At 70.3% G+C, this 15511-nt stretch carries 14 protein-coding genes; 10 read left to right on the top strand and 4 right to left on the bottom strand.

Annotated elements, in window-relative coordinates:
- Positions 1–312: 312 nt before the first annotated feature.
- Positions 313–1362 carry a hypothetical protein gene (locus tag ABD987_RS04665; RefSeq protein ID WP_345387267.1) on the top strand — a complete coding sequence of 350 codons (1050 nt, stop codon included), beginning with the start codon at positions 313–315 and terminating at the stop codon, positions 1360–1362.
- A gap of 5 nt (positions 1363–1367) precedes the next feature.
- On the opposite strand, the gene ABD987_RS04660 is transcribed toward ABD987_RS04665, so the two are convergent.
- The 3 genes from ABD987_RS04660 to ABD987_RS04650 form a co-directional block, all read right to left on the bottom strand.
- Complete coding sequence (locus ABD987_RS04660) at positions 1368–1985, bottom strand: TetR/AcrR family transcriptional regulator (RefSeq protein WP_345387265.1); 618 nt, start codon at positions 1983–1985, stop codon at positions 1368–1370.
- Between the two features lie 11 nt (positions 1986–1996).
- Entirely contained in the window at positions 1997–2866 is an 870-nt protein-coding gene (locus ABD987_RS04655; RefSeq protein WP_345387263.1) for a 3-hydroxyacyl-CoA dehydrogenase family protein, read from the bottom strand.
- 99 nt (positions 2867–2965) lie between these two features.
- Positions 2966–3853, bottom strand: a complete 888-nt coding sequence (locus tag ABD987_RS04650) for a MurR/RpiR family transcriptional regulator (protein WP_345387261.1) — start codon at positions 3851–3853, stop codon at positions 2966–2968.
- A gap of 95 nt (positions 3854–3948) precedes the next feature.
- Between ABD987_RS04650 and ABD987_RS04645 the strand changes: the two genes are divergently transcribed.
- The 5 genes from ABD987_RS04645 to ABD987_RS04625 are packed head-to-tail and all read left to right on the top strand — an operon-like array spanning position 3949 to position 8618.
- A complete protein-coding gene (locus ABD987_RS04645; RefSeq protein WP_345387259.1) occupies positions 3949–4695 on the top strand; it encodes an amino acid ABC transporter ATP-binding protein in 747 nt (248 codons plus the stop codon).
- Positions 4696–4707: 12 nt separating this feature from the next.
- Positions 4708–5646: a transporter substrate-binding domain-containing protein gene (locus tag ABD987_RS04640; RefSeq protein WP_345387257.1), complete on the top strand. Its 939-nt coding sequence runs from the start codon at positions 4708–4710 to the stop codon at positions 5644–5646.
- Between the two features lie 13 nt (positions 5647–5659).
- Positions 5660–6304, top strand: coding sequence for an amino acid ABC transporter permease (locus ABD987_RS04635; RefSeq protein WP_345387255.1), 645 nt, complete (start codon positions 5660–5662; stop codon positions 6302–6304).
- Complete coding sequence (locus ABD987_RS04630; RefSeq protein WP_345387253.1) at positions 6301–7122, top strand: amino acid ABC transporter permease; 822 nt, start codon at positions 6301–6303, stop codon at positions 7120–7122. Before ABD987_RS04635 ends, ABD987_RS04630 begins: the two co-directional genes overlap by 4 nt.
- Complete coding sequence (locus ABD987_RS04625) at positions 7119–8618, top strand: serine hydrolase domain-containing protein (RefSeq protein ID WP_345387251.1); 1500 nt, start codon at positions 7119–7121, stop codon at positions 8616–8618. Before ABD987_RS04630 ends, ABD987_RS04625 begins: the two co-directional genes overlap by 4 nt.
- Positions 8619–8687: 69 nt before the next feature.
- Here ABD987_RS04625 and ABD987_RS04620 read toward each other — a convergent pair whose 3' ends face one another.
- Positions 8688–10769, bottom strand: a complete 2082-nt coding sequence (locus ABD987_RS04620; protein WP_345387249.1) for a phosphocholine-specific phospholipase C — start codon at positions 10767–10769, stop codon at positions 8688–8690.
- Positions 10770–10912: 143 nt separating this feature from the next.
- Between ABD987_RS04620 and ABD987_RS04615 the strand changes: the two genes are divergently transcribed.
- The 4 genes from ABD987_RS04615 to alaS all read left to right on the top strand — a co-directional run bounded on the left by ABD987_RS04615 (position 10913) and on the right by alaS (position 15491).
- Entirely contained in the window at positions 10913–11761 is an 849-nt protein-coding gene (locus ABD987_RS04615; protein WP_345387247.1) for an NAD(P)-dependent oxidoreductase, read from the top strand.
- Between the two features lie 266 nt (positions 11762–12027).
- On the top strand, positions 12028–12426 hold the full coding sequence (locus ABD987_RS04610) for a DUF948 domain-containing protein (protein ID WP_345387245.1): 399 nt from the start codon (positions 12028–12030) through the stop codon (positions 12424–12426).
- Positions 12423–12725 carry a hypothetical protein gene (locus ABD987_RS04605; RefSeq protein ID WP_345387243.1) on the top strand — a complete coding sequence of 101 codons (303 nt, stop codon included), beginning with the start codon at positions 12423–12425 and terminating at the stop codon, positions 12723–12725. The genes ABD987_RS04610 and ABD987_RS04605 overlap by 4 nt, the downstream gene beginning before the upstream one ends.
- A 102-nt stretch (positions 12726–12827) precedes the next feature.
- Positions 12828–15491: an alanine--tRNA ligase gene (gene alaS / locus ABD987_RS04600; RefSeq protein WP_345387241.1), complete on the top strand. Its 2664-nt coding sequence runs from the start codon at positions 12828–12830 to the stop codon at positions 15489–15491.
- Positions 15492–15511: the final 20 nt, after the last annotated feature.

Raw genomic sequence — 15511 nt, 5'->3', positions numbered from 1 at the left:
ATCGTAAGAGCGCAGCACAAAAACGCGCGTTTGGTCGGCATTTTCGCTTCCCCCTGCACAATCGCGCCCGAGTCCGCTGGATATGCGACTGGCCGGCGGCAACGCCAGCATCTCCTCTGGGCGGCGAACACCGCAAACGACGCTACAACCGGCTCACCGGGCCCTCAATAGCCCGTATGGTCCAGCTTGGACATTCGATGAACAATGGGCCGGGACGCCACCGGTCGGCGGTATGGACCACTTCCCGATATTCGCTACATTCGGATCACTCAAGTCATGCGATCGCATGGTTCCGCGGATGGGGAGACCGGGATGAGAACTGTTTCGTGTGCGAAAACAACGGTACTGACCGCGGTGGCGGTCGCGGCCTCGCTGGCAGTGGCGCCGGGCGCGGCGGCGAGCCCGCGAACGGGTTCGCTGGGCCTGCCGGCCTATTCCGATCTGGTCGTCGACGAGGCGCACCACCACGTGTTCGTGAGCGGGGGCGGGACGAGCAACGGTGTCGTCGTCACCGACTTCCATGGCAGGGTACGCAAAACCATCGACCGGCAGTACGGCGCGTCCGGTCTGGTGCTCTCGGGTGACGGCCGCACGCTGTACGTCGCGCTCGCGTCCGGCGACGCGATCTCCGCGATCGACACCACCACGCTCGCCGAGACCGCGCGGTACCCGACCGGCTCCCAGACCTGCCCCGCTCATCTCGCGCGCACCGGGACCCTTGTCTGGTTCGGGTACGGATGCGAACAATCCTGGAACGGCGGCATCGGCAGGCTCGACACCACGGCCACCCCGCCCACCGTGGCCATCGACCAGCAGGGCGCCAACGTCCACTTTCGGCACGCCCCGCTCGTCGCGGCACAGAGCGGCGATACCGGGCCGCTCGTGGCGGGGCAGGCGGAACTGAGCCAGTCCGCGGTGTACGTCTACGCCGTCACCGCAGGGAAGCTTGACGCCCGTGCGTCCGGCGCGGTGGCCGGGAGTGACCTCGCCGACCTCACCCTGTCCCCGGATGGCAAAACCATCTACACCGCGTCGGGGTCCCGCGAGGCCATGGAAGCCTTCAACAGCGCCGATCTCACCCGCGCGGGCGCCTATCGCACCGGCCAGTACCCGGATTCCGTGGCCGCCTCACCGGATGGCCGGTACGTCGCGGGCGGCGTCCGTAATCCGCGTGACGACGTCTACGTGTACAAGGTCGGCGGGGTCACTCCACTGTCCACACTGGATGTGACCGATGCCGGGGTGCTCGCGTCGCGGGGGCTGGCGTGGACCGCCGACGGCGAGCGGTTGTTCGCGATCACCCGGCCCGCCAACGGAGCGGAGCCCACGCTGCGGGTGCTGGAGTATCCGGCCGACCGGTAGCGCCCTCAGGGTTTTCCGTCCTCGCCGAGCATTTCCGTGGCGAGGGTGTCCACCACCCTGGGCACCGTGCGGGCACGGAACGCGGTGGCCGGGGCGCCGTGGATGAGTTCCTGCGCGGTCGTTCCCTCGTGCAGCGCGGTGATCAGCCACGCGAGGTCGCGCGCGTCGCCGGGGGAGAGGCGGGGTCGCAGGGTGGTGAGCAGGTCCGCCATCGCGGTGGTGAGCCGGTCCTCGTGTGGGGCGAGTTCGGCGGCCAGCTCGGGGTGGCGGGCGGCGTGCAGGGTGAACTCCATCGACACGAGGAACCACTGCCGGTCGTTGCGGCGGTGGGTGGCGAGGTACTCCAGGATGCGCGCGACGGGGTGGGCGCCGGCCTCGGTGACGTCACGGGCGGCGCGTTCGAGGTCTTCCAGGACACGGTCGGTTTCCGTGTCGTAGAGCGCCAGGAACAGGTGCTCCTTGCTCGGGTAGTTGGAATAGAACGCGCCGCGCGTCAGGCCGGCGTGGCCGCAGATGTCGCTGATCGAGGTGGCGTGGTACCCGCGCTCGACGAACAGTTCGCGTGCACTGCTCATCAGGGCCGCCACGGTCTTCGGGCGGGTCTTCGTCGGCGACTTCGGCATCGGTTTCCTCGCTAGGGCTGGGGATAGTCGTCGTAGAAACCCGCGCCACTCTTGACGCCGAGGCGTCCGCGGGCGAGGTAATCACGCAGTAGCACGCGAGGTCCTTCGGGGTATTCGGGGTGTTCGGCCGCGTAATGTTCCTCGATGTCGAGGACGACGTCCAGTCCCACCTGGTCCATCATCCGGAACGGGCCGCCGCGTGAGCCGGTGTTCACCCGGAACATCCCGTCGACGTCTTCGGGGGTGGCGACGCCCTCGGCGACCACTTCGAGGCATTCGCGTTTGATGGCCGCCCACACCCGGTTGAAGATGAACCCGGTGCTCTCCCTGCGCGCTTCGAACGGGAACACGCCGAACTCGGGCAGCGTGGTCAGCACGAAGTCGAGCACGTCCCGGTCGGTCCGGCCGCAGGACATCACGTCGACGGCGTTCTGCGCCGGCGGCATGGAGAAGTGGATGTTGAGCACGCGTTCGGGATGCTCGACGTGATCGAGGAACAGGCGGCTCGCGTAGGAGGACGAGTTGCTCGCCAGGATCGCGTCCGCGGCGGCCACCTTGTCCAGTTCGCCGAAGATCCGCTTCTTCGGTTCGAGCCGTTCGGGGATCGCTTCGACGACCAGCCAGGCACCGTCGACCGCTTCGCCGAGGTCGTCACTGGCGACCACCGCGCCGGGCGTGCCGTTTTCGATCCCTCCCGCGACCTCGGCGAGGTTCTGTTCCACATAGGACACCGCGGCCTCGCGCTGGGGCCGGGACAGGTCGTGGATCCGCACGGTGCCGCCACGGGTGGCGAACATCAGCGCGATCCGGCGGCCGAGGGTGCCGGCGCCGATCACCGCCACCGGACGGGACGCGTAGTCGGACGGGACGGCGAAGCTCATGTCACTCACTCCTTGAACGAGTACAAGCTGTATCCGATACACAGCGTACTCGTTGGAAAGGCCAGGTCAACGGCCTGGACCGGCGGAGTGACGAAGGAGTCAGCGCGGCTGTTCGCCCAGTTCGCCGCGCAGCAGGGTGAGCAGTTCCGTGGTGGCCTTGGCGGTGTCCGACGTCCTCGCCGCGATCGTGTGCGTCAGCATGTCGGTGACGACCGACGCGGTGAGCGTCTCGCCGGTGAACTTCGTCGGCGAGTCCGGCGCGGGGAGCGCCACCCGCACCCGCGCGGCGAGGCCGGTGGACAGCTTGCTCGTCACCAGCACGACGTCGGCGCCGGTGCGCTCGGCGTGCGCGATGATCATCTCGACGTCCCGGTTGTGCCGTGCCGGGACGTAGACCAGCACGGCGTCCTCGGCGGTCAGCGGGAGCAGCGCGTCGGCGAGCCGGAAGCCGGTGTCCGGGCAGTGCCGGGTGATCAGGCCCCGGCGCGCGAGGCGGAACGCGGCGTACTCGGCGCACACCGAGGACAGGCCGAGTCCCCAGGTGAAGACCAGCCGGGCGCCGAGCAGGGTGTCCGCGGCGGCCTCGACGTCGGCCGGGTCGAGCTGGCGGTGCAGTTCCGTCAGCATTTCGACGCCGTCGGACACGACGCGGTCGATCGGGTTGGATCCGGACGAGCCGATCTTCTCCATCGTCGTACTGAGCCGGGTGGCCGGTTCGGTGCGCGTCGTGAGCGTCTGGCCGAGGTGCCGCTTCAGCTCGGGAAGCCCGGAGTAGCCGAGCGCCTTCGCGGTGCGGACCACGGTCGCGTCGCTGGTGCCCGCGGCGCTGCCCAGATCGCCCGCGGAGGAGAACAGCACGTCGTTCGGGTTCGCCAGCATGAACTGCGCGACCTGCCGTTCGGCGGGCTTGAGGTCGTCCAGCCGGGCCCGGACGTAGCCGTCGAAGTTGTCCCCGTCGGAGTTGTCGCCGTACGAAGTAGTGACCATGACACCCTTGACTTCGTCGTAGTGCTTACTACAAACTGCACTCGGTTTGCGCGAGATGTAGTAGACACTACACGTGAGCTCGACGAGGAGACCTCATGGACACCGATCGGCCTTTGGTGAAGCTCCGGGGCGTCCGGAAATCGTTCGGCGCGGCGCTGGTGCTCACCGGAATCGACCTCGACGTGCGGCGGGGCGAGGTCGTGGTGGTCATCGGCCCGTCCGGCTCCGGGAAGTCCACGCTGTGCCGGTGCATCAACCGGCTCGAAACCGCGGACGAGGGCGTCATCGAGATCGACGGGAAAGCGCTTCCCCGGGAAGGGAAGGAGCTGGCGCGGCTGCGGGCCGACGTCGGCATGGTCTTCCAGTCGTTCAACCTGTTCGCGCACAAGACGGTCCGCGAGAACGTGATGCTCGGCCCGGTCCGGGTCCGCGGCCTGAGCCGCGAGGAGGCACGCGAGCGGGCCGACAGGCTGCTCGCCAGGGTCGGGGTCGGTGACCACGGCGACAAGTTCCCCGCGCAGCTGTCCGGCGGCCAGCAGCAGCGGGTCGCGATCGCCCGCGCGCTGGCCATGGAACCCGAGGTGCTGCTGTTCGACGAACCGACCAGCGCGCTCGATCCGGAGATGATCCACGAGGTCCTCGACGTGATGACCGGGCTCGCCGCCGAGGGGATGACGATGATCGTGGTGACCCACGAAATGGGGTTCGCCCGCGAGGCCGCCGACCGGGTCGTGTTCATGGCCGACGGCGGCATCGCCGAGACGGCCGCCCCGGAAACGTTCTTCGCCGATCCGAAGACCGCCCGCGCCCAGGAGTTCCTCGCCCGCGTGCTGAGCCACTGAGCAGGAGAGCTGATGACCCAAGGAAGACATGCCCGGCGCGACGTCGTCCGCGCCGCGCTGCTGGCCGCGGGCGCGGTGCCGGTGCTGGCCGCCTGCGGGGGCCGGGCCAGTGCCCGCACGACCGGGAACAACGCCTACGCCACGATCGACCAGACCGGCGCCATCGACCACGGCCCGGTCGGCGCGGACCTGCCGGAAACGCCCACGCTGCGCCGGATCCGCGACCGCGGCGTGCTGCTGCAGTCCGGTTCGGTGACGATGCCCGGGTTCGGGCTGATGAACCCACGCACGGGCAGGATCACCGGTTTCGACGCCGGGATCGCCCAGCTGCTGGCGAAGTACCTGCTCGGCAGGCCCGAGGTCGACACGATCACCGGCGGCGCGGACACCCGTGAAGCCATTCTGCAGAACCATTCCGTCGACGTCGCGGTGAGCACGTACACCATCAAGAAGAGCCGCGCCCGGCTGGTCAACTTCTCCGGCCCGTACTACGTCGCGCGCTCCGGGGTGCTGGTCGCCACGGACGGCCACCGGGTCACCTCGCTGAACGACCTGGCCGGGCAGGAGGTCGCGGTGCAGCCGGGTGCCGCGGAGGAGGCGTTGCGCGCGGGCTGCCCGGCGGCGAAACCCGTGGTGTTCGAGGAAAGCAGCCAGTGCTCCGCCGCCGTCCGGCAGGGGCGGGTGCGGGCGTGGTCGGCGAACACGGCGATCCTGCTCGGCAAGGCCGCGGTCGACGTGCGCCTGGAGATGACCCCGGTGACCTTCGGCAGCAGCCCGTTCGGCATCGGGACGCCGAAGGACGACCCGGAGTTCAAGAAGATCGTCGTCGGCTTCCTGGAACGGATCATGGCCGACGGCACCTGGCGGATGCTGTGGGAGCAGACCGTCGGCGCTCTCGTCCGCACCGCCGCGCCCGCGCCGCCCAAGCTCGGGTCCGTTCCCGGCTCCTGAGAGGAGGAGAGTCATGTCTGTGCTTTTCGATCACGGCGGGGAAATCCTCGACGGCTTCTACGCCACGCTGCTGCTGACGGTGTGCGCGTTCCCGCTGGCGCTCGTCCTCGGCTCGGCGATGGCGATCTGCCGCATCAGCCCGGTGCGGCCGCTGCGGATACTGGGCCGGCTCTACGTCGACGTGGTGCGCAACTCGCCGCTGCTGCTCGTCGTCGTGCTGATCATCTTCGGGCTGCCCGACGCGGGCCTGCTCATCCCGTTGTTCTGGTGCCTGGTGCTGGGGCTCGGGATCTACTTCGGCGCCTACGTCTGCGAAACGGTCCGGTCCGGCATCCGCGCGGTGGACCGCGGGCAGGTCGAGGCGGCGCGGGCGATCGGCCTGCCGTTCCGCCGTGTCGTCACCGATGTCCTGCTGCCGCAGGCGTTCCGCGCGATGGTGCAGCCGCTGGGCACGATCCTGATCAACACCGCGCTCGGCTCGGCGCTCGGCGCCGCGGTCGGCGTCGCGGAGCTGACGCTGGAAACCCGCTCGTTCAACCTGGAGACCGCCGAGCCGATCCTGGCCTTCGCGGTCGCCGCGTGCGGATATCTGGCCATCAACCTCGTGGTCAGCCTCGCGGTGCGGCTGATCGAGCGAAAGGCGCGGGTATTGCGATGAACGAAGATATCTTGTTCGACGCCTTGGGGCCTCGGGCGAAGGCGCGGTTGCGCACCGTGTCGATCCTCTGCGGCCTGGTGCTGACCGCGATCGTGGTGGCGCTGCTGGTCCAGCTCGGCCTGGCCGGGCAGCTCGACCTGGACCGCTGGGCCATGCTCGCCGACGGCCCGATCCTCGGCTTCCTCCTGCAGGGCCTGTGGATGACGCTGGTGGTCGGCCTGGTCTCGACCGCGCTTTCGGTGGTGCTCGGCGTTTTCCTCGCGCTCGGCAGGCTCAGCCGGACGCGCTGGCTCGGCATCCCGTCGGCCACCGTGATCGAGTTCTTCCGCGCGATGCCGCTGCTGCTGATCCTGTTCTTCTTCATGTTCGGGCTGCCGCTGCTCGGCGTGCGGATCCCGTTGTTCTGGCAGCTGGTGCTGGCGATCGTCGCGCACGCCGGGGCGATCTTCGCCGAGATCGTGCGCGCCGGGATCCTCGCCATCGGGCGCGGACAGAGCGAGGCGGGGAAGGCGATCGGCCTGCGGCACTGGGAGGTCATGGCGTTCGTCGTGCTCCCGCAGGCCGCGCGGGCGCTGACGCCGGCGCTGGTCAGCCAGATGGTGCGGGTGATCAAGGAATCCAGTCTCGGCTACGTCGTGGGGCTCGCCGAACTGCTCAACAACGGCAAGGTGCTCAGCGAGTTCAGCGGCAACTTCATCCAGGCCTACGTCGGTGTCGGCGTGATCTACATCGTCGTCAACATCCTCCTTTCCCGGCTGGCCGAACGGCTCGCCGAGCGGAAGGGGACCGTCAAACCCCAGCTACAGGAGCGTTCGTGAGCACTGCCGACCATCCGTTCCCCGTCGCCGCGCCGTCCGAGGCGGGGGTCGACGCCGACGCCGTCCGGCGGTTCGTCCGCAGGCTGACCGCCGAGGACGTGTCCCTCGACAGCCTGCTGCTCTATCGTGGCGGGAAACTGGTGCTCGACCAGTACTGGTGGCCCTACGCGGCCGACCGGCCGCACATGACGCACTCGGCGACGAAGTCGTTCGTCGGCACCGCCGTCGGCTTCGCGCTCGCGGAGAACCTGCTCCGTCTCGACGACACGCTGGTGTCGTTCTTCCCGGACAAGGTGCCCTCCGACGCGTCGGCGAACCTGCGCGCGATCACCGTCGAGGACCTGCTCACCATGCGCACCGGGCACCGCGTCGGGCTGTCGGGCAAAACCTGGCGGCTGCTGAAGACGAGCTGGGTCGAGGAGTTCCTGCGCGCCGAGGTGGAGTTCCCGCCGGGCAAGGCGTTCACCTACTCCAGCGCGACCTCGCACATGCTTTCGGCGATCGTGCAGCGGGTGAGCGGCGAGACCGTCTTCGACTACCTGACGCCGAGGCTCTTCGCGCCGCTCGGGTTCTCCGGGCACAGCTGGGACACCGACCCCGAGGGGATCTGCTCGGGCGGCAACGGGCTGAGCGTGCGCAGCGCCGACTTCCTCAAGTGGGGCGTGCTGCACCTGAACGACGGTGTGTGGGAGGGCGAGCGGATCCTGCCCGAGGGCTGGGTCGCCGCGGTGTCCTCGTGGCACGTCGAGAACGCCACCTCGGGTACCTGGAACGGCGCGGAGTTCGTGCCGCAGGACGCCGCGGACTCCGACGAGCGCCCGGAGGGCTACGGCTACCAGGTCTGGCTCGACGCCGACGGCGCCTACCGCGCGTCCGGGATGTTCGGCCAGGACGTGTTCGTGCTGCCGCACCACGACGCCGTCGTGGTCACCACCGGCAGCATCAAGCACGGCCGCCACCGGCTGCTTTCCGGGCTGCTGCACGACGAGCTGGTGCCCGCGTTCACCGGGACACCCTCGTCCGCCGCCGACGAACGCCTGGCCGCCGAGCTGGCGGGTACCCACGACGCGCCGCCGGTGTCTTCGGTGACCCCGGCGATCGACGTCGACGGCGCGCGATTCCGCTGCGCCGCCAACGAAGACGAGCTCGACGCGATCTCGTTCCGTCGCGAGGGCGACGAGCTGGTGGTCACCCTCGAAGACACCCGCGGCGCCCACGACGTCCGATGTGGACTGTCCACATGGGTCGAATCGCGCACCGGGGTCACCGGGTGGCGGCTGCACCACTCCTACCAGTCGGAGTCGATGCGCGTGCTCGCCGCCGCGCGGTGGAGCGCCCCGCGCGTGCTGAGGATCGACTGGTACTTCGCCGAATCGCCGTTCCACGACACGGTGACCGCCGAGTTCACCGGCGACGGGGAACTGCGGTGGCACCGCCGCGCCAACGTCAACAGCGGTGCCACCGAACGTCCCGTCGTCAGCGCGCGCCGGGAGTGACGGAAGGTCCGTGGGGGCCTCCTTGAGGGACTCCAGGTCCCTCAAGGAGGCCCCCACGGACAGCCGGGATCACGGGGTGACGCCGGGGCGGCCGTCCTCGACGCGGCCGGTCAGCGTGCGCAGGAAGGCGGGGTCGCCCTCGGCGGTGACCTTCAGGTCGTACCAGCCGTGCGTGCTCGGCCAGTCCACGGTGACCCGCCGCCCGGCCGGCACCCGCACGATCCGCGTCGGGCCGCCGTTGCCCGAGGTCAGCCGCAGCGTGACCGCCGAGGCACCCGAGTTCGCCAGCGTGAACTCGACGCCGGAGCGCCAGGTCCGTGTCCGGGTCCGGACGTCCACCCCGGACGCCGGGCCGGTGCGGCTGCCGCGCAGTTCCCACCAGCCCCGGTTCGGGCCCTGCACGACGACGCGGTAGGCGTCGCCGGTCCACGACAGCGTCTCCGTCGCCGTCCCGCGCACGTCGCGGTGCCCGGGTTCGGGGAGTTCGCCCGCGTACGGGTAGATCGCGAAGTGCGCCGAGGCCCGCCCGCTGTTCTCCAGCCGCAGCGCGAGTTTCCCGGACGCGTCGAGCGCGCCGGACACGGTGGCCTGGTAGGGCAGCGCGCGGGCGGGACGGGTACCGGGCTCGACGGCAGGCGGCTCCTGCTTCGCCGGGGCCTTCGGGTGCCAGCGGTCGATCGGCGCGGGCACCGGGCCCGGGTGCGTGAGCCGGGGCGGCCGTCCCGCGCGGCCGAAGTCGAACGCGCCGGTCAGGTCCCCGGCGACGGTCCGCCGCCACGCGCTGATGTTCGGCTCGGCGACGCCGGTCCAGCGCTCCAGCAGCCGCAGCACCGAGGTGTGGTCGTAGACCGTCGAGTCGACGAAGCCGCCGATCGTCCACGGCGAGACGACGGTCATCGGCACGCGTGGCCCGAAGCCGAGCGGCTGGCCGCCGAAGTGGTCGGCGTCGTTCGCCGCGCCGCCGGGCGGGACCGGCGGCGGGACGTGGTCGAAGTAGCCGTCGTTCTCGTCGAAGTTGACCAGCAGCACGGTCTTCGACCAGGTGTCGTGATCGGACGCGAGCGCGTCGAGCACGTCGTAGATGAGGTTCGCGGACCCGGCCGGGGTGGACGCGCCGGGATGCTCGGAGTCGGCGGCCGAGGGCACCAGCCAGCTCACGCGGGGCAGCTTGCGCGCTTTGATGTCCGAGCGCAGGCGGGACACCAGCGTCTTCGGCTCGCTGCGGTACATCGCCCGCTCGAACAGGCTCCGCTCGGCCGGGCTCAGCTTGGCGACCCCGGCGGCGAACTCGGCCAGCAGCTTCTTCCGCTCGGCCTCGTCCTTCTTGGCGACGGTGTCGTAGAACTCCTCGGTGGTACGGAACTTCTGCGAAACGGAGGCGAGGATCTTCGTGCCGATCTTCTTGAACGGTTTGAAGTACTCGACCGGGTTATCGGTGAAGTTGTCCCATTCCTGGTAGATCCGCCAGGAGACCTTGGCCGCTTCGAGCCGCTCGGGATAGGTCGTCCAGTCGTACCCGGCGTGGTCGTAGGAGTAGGCCGCGTTCGTCACCGCGCGGTCGGTGCCGCCCGGCTCGAAGCCGACGGTGCCGGTCCACAGGAAGTTCCGGTTCGGATTGGTCGAGCCGAAGATCGAACAGTGGTAGGCGTCGCACAGGGTGAACGTGTCGGCCAGTTCGTACTGGAGCGCGATGTCGGCGCGGTCGTAGTAGGTCATCGTCGCGGCGCTCTTGGCGGCGATCCAGCCGTTGTTCCACCCGCGCGCCCACGCCCTGCCGGTGCCGTTCCAGCTGTGGTCGAGGTCGCCGAGGTACTGGATGTCCGCGGCGCCGCGACCCTCGCGCTCGGCCTCCTTGCGCAGCGAGAACGGCAGCACGGTGCCCCCGGCGGGGTTCGGCTGCTCGAACACCGAGCGGCCGCCGGGCAGCTCCAGCGGATGCGTGTCGCCGAAGCCGCGGATGCCCCGGAGCGTCCCGTAGTAGTGGTCGAACGACCGGTTCTCCTGCATGAGGACCACGACGTGCTCGACCGCGTCGAGCCCGCCCCGGCGCATCGGCTCGGCCATGGCCGCGTGGACGGACGGGGGAAGCAGGGAACCGGCGAGGGCCGCTCCGGTGACGCCGAGTACCCGGCGGCGGGACAGTTCAGGCATGCCGGAACCCTTGCGGAGCAAGGTGAACGGCACAAGAACCGGAAGTCGCTATTGCGCGTGGGGCGGACGACCCCGCCGGACGACCGGGCCGAACCGTGCTCGATCGGCTGCGCGGAGTCACCTCGTTCGGCACCATGGAGTACATGACGACGATCGGCTTCCTCGGCACCGGGATCATGGGCCACGCGATGGCCGCCAACCTCGTCCGCGCCGGACACGACCTCCGCGTGTGGAACCGCACGCGTGCCAAAGCCGAACCGTTGGGTGCGCACGGCGCGCGGGTCGTGGACACCCCCGACGAGGCGGCCAAGGGCGCCGACGTCCTGGTCACCATGCTCGCCGACGGCCCGGCGGTGGCCGAGGCGTTCGCGGCGGCGGCCGTCGCGCCCGGCACGTTGTGGCTGCAGACCAGCACGGTCGGCGTCGACTGGACCACCCGGCTCGCCGAGGACGCGGAGAAGAGCGGAGCGGCCTTCGTCGACGCCCCGGTGCTCGGCACCAAGCAGCCCGCCGAAAAGGGCCAGCTCGTCGTGCTGGCCTCCGGGCCGGAAGCGCTTGCCGAACGCGCCGCGCCGGTGTTCGACACCATCGGCTCGCGCACGATCTGGGTCGGCCCGGTCGGATCCGGCACCAAGCTGAAGCTCGTCGCGAACGCCTGGGTGCTCGCGCTGACCAACGCGACCGCGGAAAGCCTCGGCCTGGCCCGCGCGCTCGGCCTCGACCCGACGTTGTTCCTGGAGACGATCAAGGGCGGCGGGCTCGACGTCGGCTACGCGCACGTGAAGGGCGGCGCGATGCTGGCGGGGGAGTACCCGGCGTCGTTCCCGGCGAGCCTCGCCGCGAAGGACGCGCGGCTGGTGCTCGAGGCGGGCGGCGACGCCGTCGACCTCGGCGGCGCGCGGGCGACACTGGCGCACCTGGAGATCACCCTCGCCGCCGGGCACGGCGGCGAGGACATGGCCGCCCTCTATCGCGCCGTGGTCCGCGACTGAGCACGCGAGATCTCCGTCTGATCACGCGAGATCTCCGCGCAAACACGTGAGATGTCCACCGGCACACGCGGGTCTCCCGGCACGGCGCGGAGCGGAACAGGAGGTCTCACGTGTGCCGGGGGAGATGCGGCGTGATCGGCGGGAGATCTCGCGTGACGGGGCGGTCCGGCTGCGCTGTGTGACCGTGCGGCGGGGCGCGGGCAGGGTGACCTCGTCCAGGCGGTAACCTCACGGCACCACAGACCGTGCAACCCCGAGGAGGGCCCGTGTCGGCAGGGCAGCTCGCCGCGCTCATCGCCGCAGGAGCTTTCGTACTGCTGGTATTGCTGCTGGCGATCCCGCTGCTCAAGCTCGGCCGCACGCTGGACGAGGCCACCATCGCGATCCGCAAGGCGCACGAGAACACCGATCCGCTGCTGCTCGGCGCCAACGAGACGATCACGCACGTCAACACCCAGCTCGAACGGGTCGACGGCATCACCGCGAACGCGCAGGCGGTCAGCGGCAACGTCTCGGCGCTGTCCTCGGTGTTCACCGCGACGCTCGGCAGTCCGCTGGTGAAGACCGCCGCGCTGTCCTACGGCATCACCAAGGCCGTCAAGGCGCGCCGGAAGAAGAAGGAAGAGAAGGCCCTGCGCCCGGCACGGCGGAGGGGGCGCAAATGAGGCGCCTGTTCTGGCTCGGCCTCGGCGTCGTCGCCGGGGTCGCGCTCTCGCGCAAGGCCACCGAAACGGCTCGCCAGGCCACCCCGGCGGGGTTAGCATCGAACCTGGGCGACGCCGTGCGTGAGCTGGCCGGCGCCGTCGGTTCGTTCGGCGCCGAGGTGCGCGCCGGGATGAACGAGCGGGAACAGGAGCTGCACGACATGGTCGAGGAACGGACCGGCTACTCCGCGCCGGTGGCGGGCGGCAGGCACGCCGCCGCCGGTCGCCCTGCCCGGCGAGCTCGCCGGGCGGAGGGCTGAGCGGGCCGCGCCCGCGACCCGAGCCCTTCGCCGCCGCCGTCGTTCCCCGTACCCGGCCGGATACCAGGACGCGTACCCGAGCCTCTGCACAAGGACTGACCCGTGGACACACACGAAATCACCGATCGTTTCCTGCGCCATTTCGAGCACAAGGGCCACACCCGGGTGCCCAGCGCCCCGCTGATCCTCGACGATCCGAACCTGCTGTTCGTCAACGCGGGCATGGTGCAGTTCAAGCCGTACTTCCTCGGCGAGGCCCCGCCGCCGTACCCGCGCGCGACCAGCGTCCAGAAGTGCGTCCGTACCCCGGACATCGACGAGGTCGGCAAGACCACCCGGCACAACACGTTCTTCCAGATGGCCGGGAACTTCTCCTTCGGCGACTACTTCAAGGAAGGCGCGATCGAGAACGCCTGGGAGCTGATCACGAAGTCCCAGGCCGACGGCGGCTTCGGTCTCGACCCGGAGCGGATCTGGGCGACCGTCTACGAGGACGACGCCGAGGCGGCCGGGCTGTGGCGCAAGATCACCGGCCTGCCCGGTGAGCGCATCCAGGCCCGCGACGGCAAGGACAACTACTGGGACATGGGCGTGCCCGGTCCCGGCGGCCCCTGCTCGGAGATCTACTACGACCGTGGCCCGGACTACGGCCGCGAGGGCGGCCCGGTCGCGGACGAGGATCGCTACATCGAGATCTGGAATCTCGTGTTCATGCAGGACGTCCGCGGCGAGCAGAGCCCCAAGCACGGGCACAAGCCGATCGGCGAGCTGCCGAAGAAGAACATCGACACCGGCATGGGCGTCGAGCGTGTCGCGACGATCCTGCAGGGCGTCGAGAACGTCTACGAAACCGACCTCGTGCGCCCGGTGATCGGCCGCGCCGAGGAGTTCTCCGGCCGCCGCTACGGCTCCGACCACACCGACGACGTCCGTTTCCGCGTCATCGCCGACCACGCCCGCACCGGCGTGCTGCTCATCGGCGACGGCGTCACCCCCGGCAACGACGGCCGCGGCTACGTGCTGCGCCGTCTGCTGCGCCGCATCATCCGCTCCGCGCGCCTGCTCGGCGTGCACGAGCCGGTGCTGCCCGCCTTCGCCGGGGTCGTCCGCGACACCATGGGCCCGACCTACCCCGAGCTGGTCGCGGACTTCGGCCGTATCGAAGAGGTCGTGCGGGTCGAGGAGGAGGCGTTCCTCTCGACGCTGACCAGTGGTTCGCGCATCTTCGATCTCGCGGCCGAGGAGACCAAGCGCTCCGGCGGCGAGATTTTGGCCGGGGACAAGGCTTTCCAGCTGCACGACACCTACGGCTTCCCGATCGACCTGACCCTGGAGATGGCGGCCGAGCAGGGCCTGTCCGTCGACGAAGAGGGCTTCCGCTCGCTCATGAACGAGCAGCGGCAGCGGGCGAAGGCGGACGCGGCCTCGCGCAAGAGCGGCCACGGCGACCTCTCGGAGTACCGCAAGGTCCTGGAGCAGCACGGCGAGACCCAGTTCCTCGGCTACACCGATCTGCAGGCCGACGCGAAGGTCGTCGCGCTGCTGGCGGACGGGCAGCCGGTGACCAGTGTCGGCGCGGGCAAGAAGGCCGAGCTGGTGCTCGACCGGACCCCGTTCTACGCGGAGAGCGGTGGCCAGGTCGCCGACACCGGAGTGCTGGTCGGCGACGGCGTCGAGCTCAAGGTCCTCGACGTGCAGAAGATCGTGCCCGGCCTGTTCGTGCACCGCGTCGAGGTCACCGAGGGCGAGGTCGGCGTCGGCACCGGGCTGACCGGGTCGGTCGACTCGCACCGCAGGCTGTCCATCGAACGGTCCCACTCCGCGACGCACCTGGTGCACGCGGCCGTGCGCGGCGCCTACGGCAAGCGCGCGGCGCAGGCCGGCTCGCTGAACTCGCCGGGCCGGATGCGCTTCGACTTCACCACCCCCGGCTCGGTCTCCGCCGACGTGCTGACCGAGGTCGAGCAGGAGGTCAACGACTACCTGGTCAACGACGTCGAGGTCCAGACCTACGTCACCACCAAGGACAAGGCCCTCGAACTCGGCGCGGTCGCGCTGTTCGGCGAGAAGTACGGCAACGACGTCCGCGTGGTCGACATGGGCGAGTACTCGCGTGAGCTGTGCGGTGGCACGCACGTGGGCCGCATCGGCCAGCTCGGCCTGGTCAAGCTGGTGGCCGACTCGTCGATCGGTTCCGGCGTGCACCGCGTCGAGGCGCTGGTCGGCGCGGACGCGCTGCGCTACGTCCGCAAGGAACAGCTGCTGGTTTCGCAGCTGGCGAACACCTTCAAGGTGCCCTCGGACCAGTTGCCCTCGCGCATCGAGGACGTGCTGAGCAGGCTCAAGAACGCCGAGAAGGAGATCGAGCAGCTGCGCACGCAGCAGGTGCTCGGCTCGGCGGGCGCGCTCGCGGACAAGGCACAGGACGTGGGCGGCGTCGCCGTGGTCGCGGAGGTCGTGCCCGAGGGCGTGGACGCGAACGGCCTGCGCGCGCTCGCCTCGGAGGTCCGCGGCAGGCTCGGCACGCGCCCCGGCGTCGTCGCGTTGTTCGCGCCGGCGGGGGAGAAGGTCAGCTTCGTGGTCGCGACGACGTCGGCGGCCAGGGACAAGGGCATCGCCGCGGGCAAGCTCGTGCCCTCGTTCGCCCCGGCGATCGGCGGCCGCGGCGGCGGCAAGCCGGACATGGCGCAGGGCGGCGGCACCAACCCGGCCGGCGCCGGAGAGGCCGTCACGGCCCTGCGCGCGGCGATCGCCGCCCTTGGGTAAGCAGCGCGGCCCGGATCGTC

This window comes from Amycolatopsis samaneae, from assembly GCF_039541975.1.
In the GTDB taxonomy this organism is placed as follows: Bacteria; Actinomycetota; Actinomycetes; order Mycobacteriales; family Pseudonocardiaceae; genus Amycolatopsis; species Amycolatopsis samaneae.
The sequence above is the reverse complement of the archived record's forward strand: the minus strand, read 5'-3'. Positions and strand labels throughout refer to the sequence as shown.

Excerpts from the sequence above, each read along its gene's own strand:
- ABD987_RS04640 (WP_345387257.1), top strand. The coding sequence starts at position 4,708 with ATGACCCAAGGAAGACATGCCCGGCGCGACGTCGTCCGCGCCGCGCTG.
- ABD987_RS04620 (WP_345387249.1), bottom strand. The coding sequence starts at position 10,769 with ATGCCTGAACTGTCCCGCCGCCGGGTACTCGGCGTCACCGGAGCGGCC.
- ABD987_RS04615 (WP_345387247.1), top strand. The coding sequence starts at position 10,913 with ATGACGACGATCGGCTTCCTCGGCACCGGGATCATGGGCCACGCGATG.
- ABD987_RS04660 (WP_345387265.1), bottom strand. The coding sequence starts at position 1,985 with ATGCCGAAGTCGCCGACGAAGACCCGCCCGAAGACCGTGGCGGCCCTG.
- ABD987_RS04665 (WP_345387267.1), top strand. The coding sequence starts at position 313 with ATGAGAACTGTTTCGTGTGCGAAAACAACGGTACTGACCGCGGTGGCG.
- ABD987_RS04605 (WP_345387243.1), top strand. The coding sequence starts at position 12,423 with ATGAGGCGCCTGTTCTGGCTCGGCCTCGGCGTCGTCGCCGGGGTCGCG.
- ABD987_RS04655 (WP_345387263.1), bottom strand. The coding sequence starts at position 2,866 with ATGAGCTTCGCCGTCCCGTCCGACTACGCGTCCCGTCCGGTGGCGGTG.
- ABD987_RS04650 (WP_345387261.1), bottom strand. The coding sequence starts at position 3,853 with ATGGTCACTACTTCGTACGGCGACAACTCCGACGGGGACAACTTCGAC.
- ABD987_RS04630 (WP_345387253.1), top strand. The coding sequence starts at position 6,301 with ATGAACGAAGATATCTTGTTCGACGCCTTGGGGCCTCGGGCGAAGGCG.
- ABD987_RS04635 (WP_345387255.1), top strand. The coding sequence starts at position 5,660 with ATGTCTGTGCTTTTCGATCACGGCGGGGAAATCCTCGACGGCTTCTAC.
- ABD987_RS04645 (WP_345387259.1), top strand. The coding sequence starts at position 3,949 with ATGGACACCGATCGGCCTTTGGTGAAGCTCCGGGGCGTCCGGAAATCG.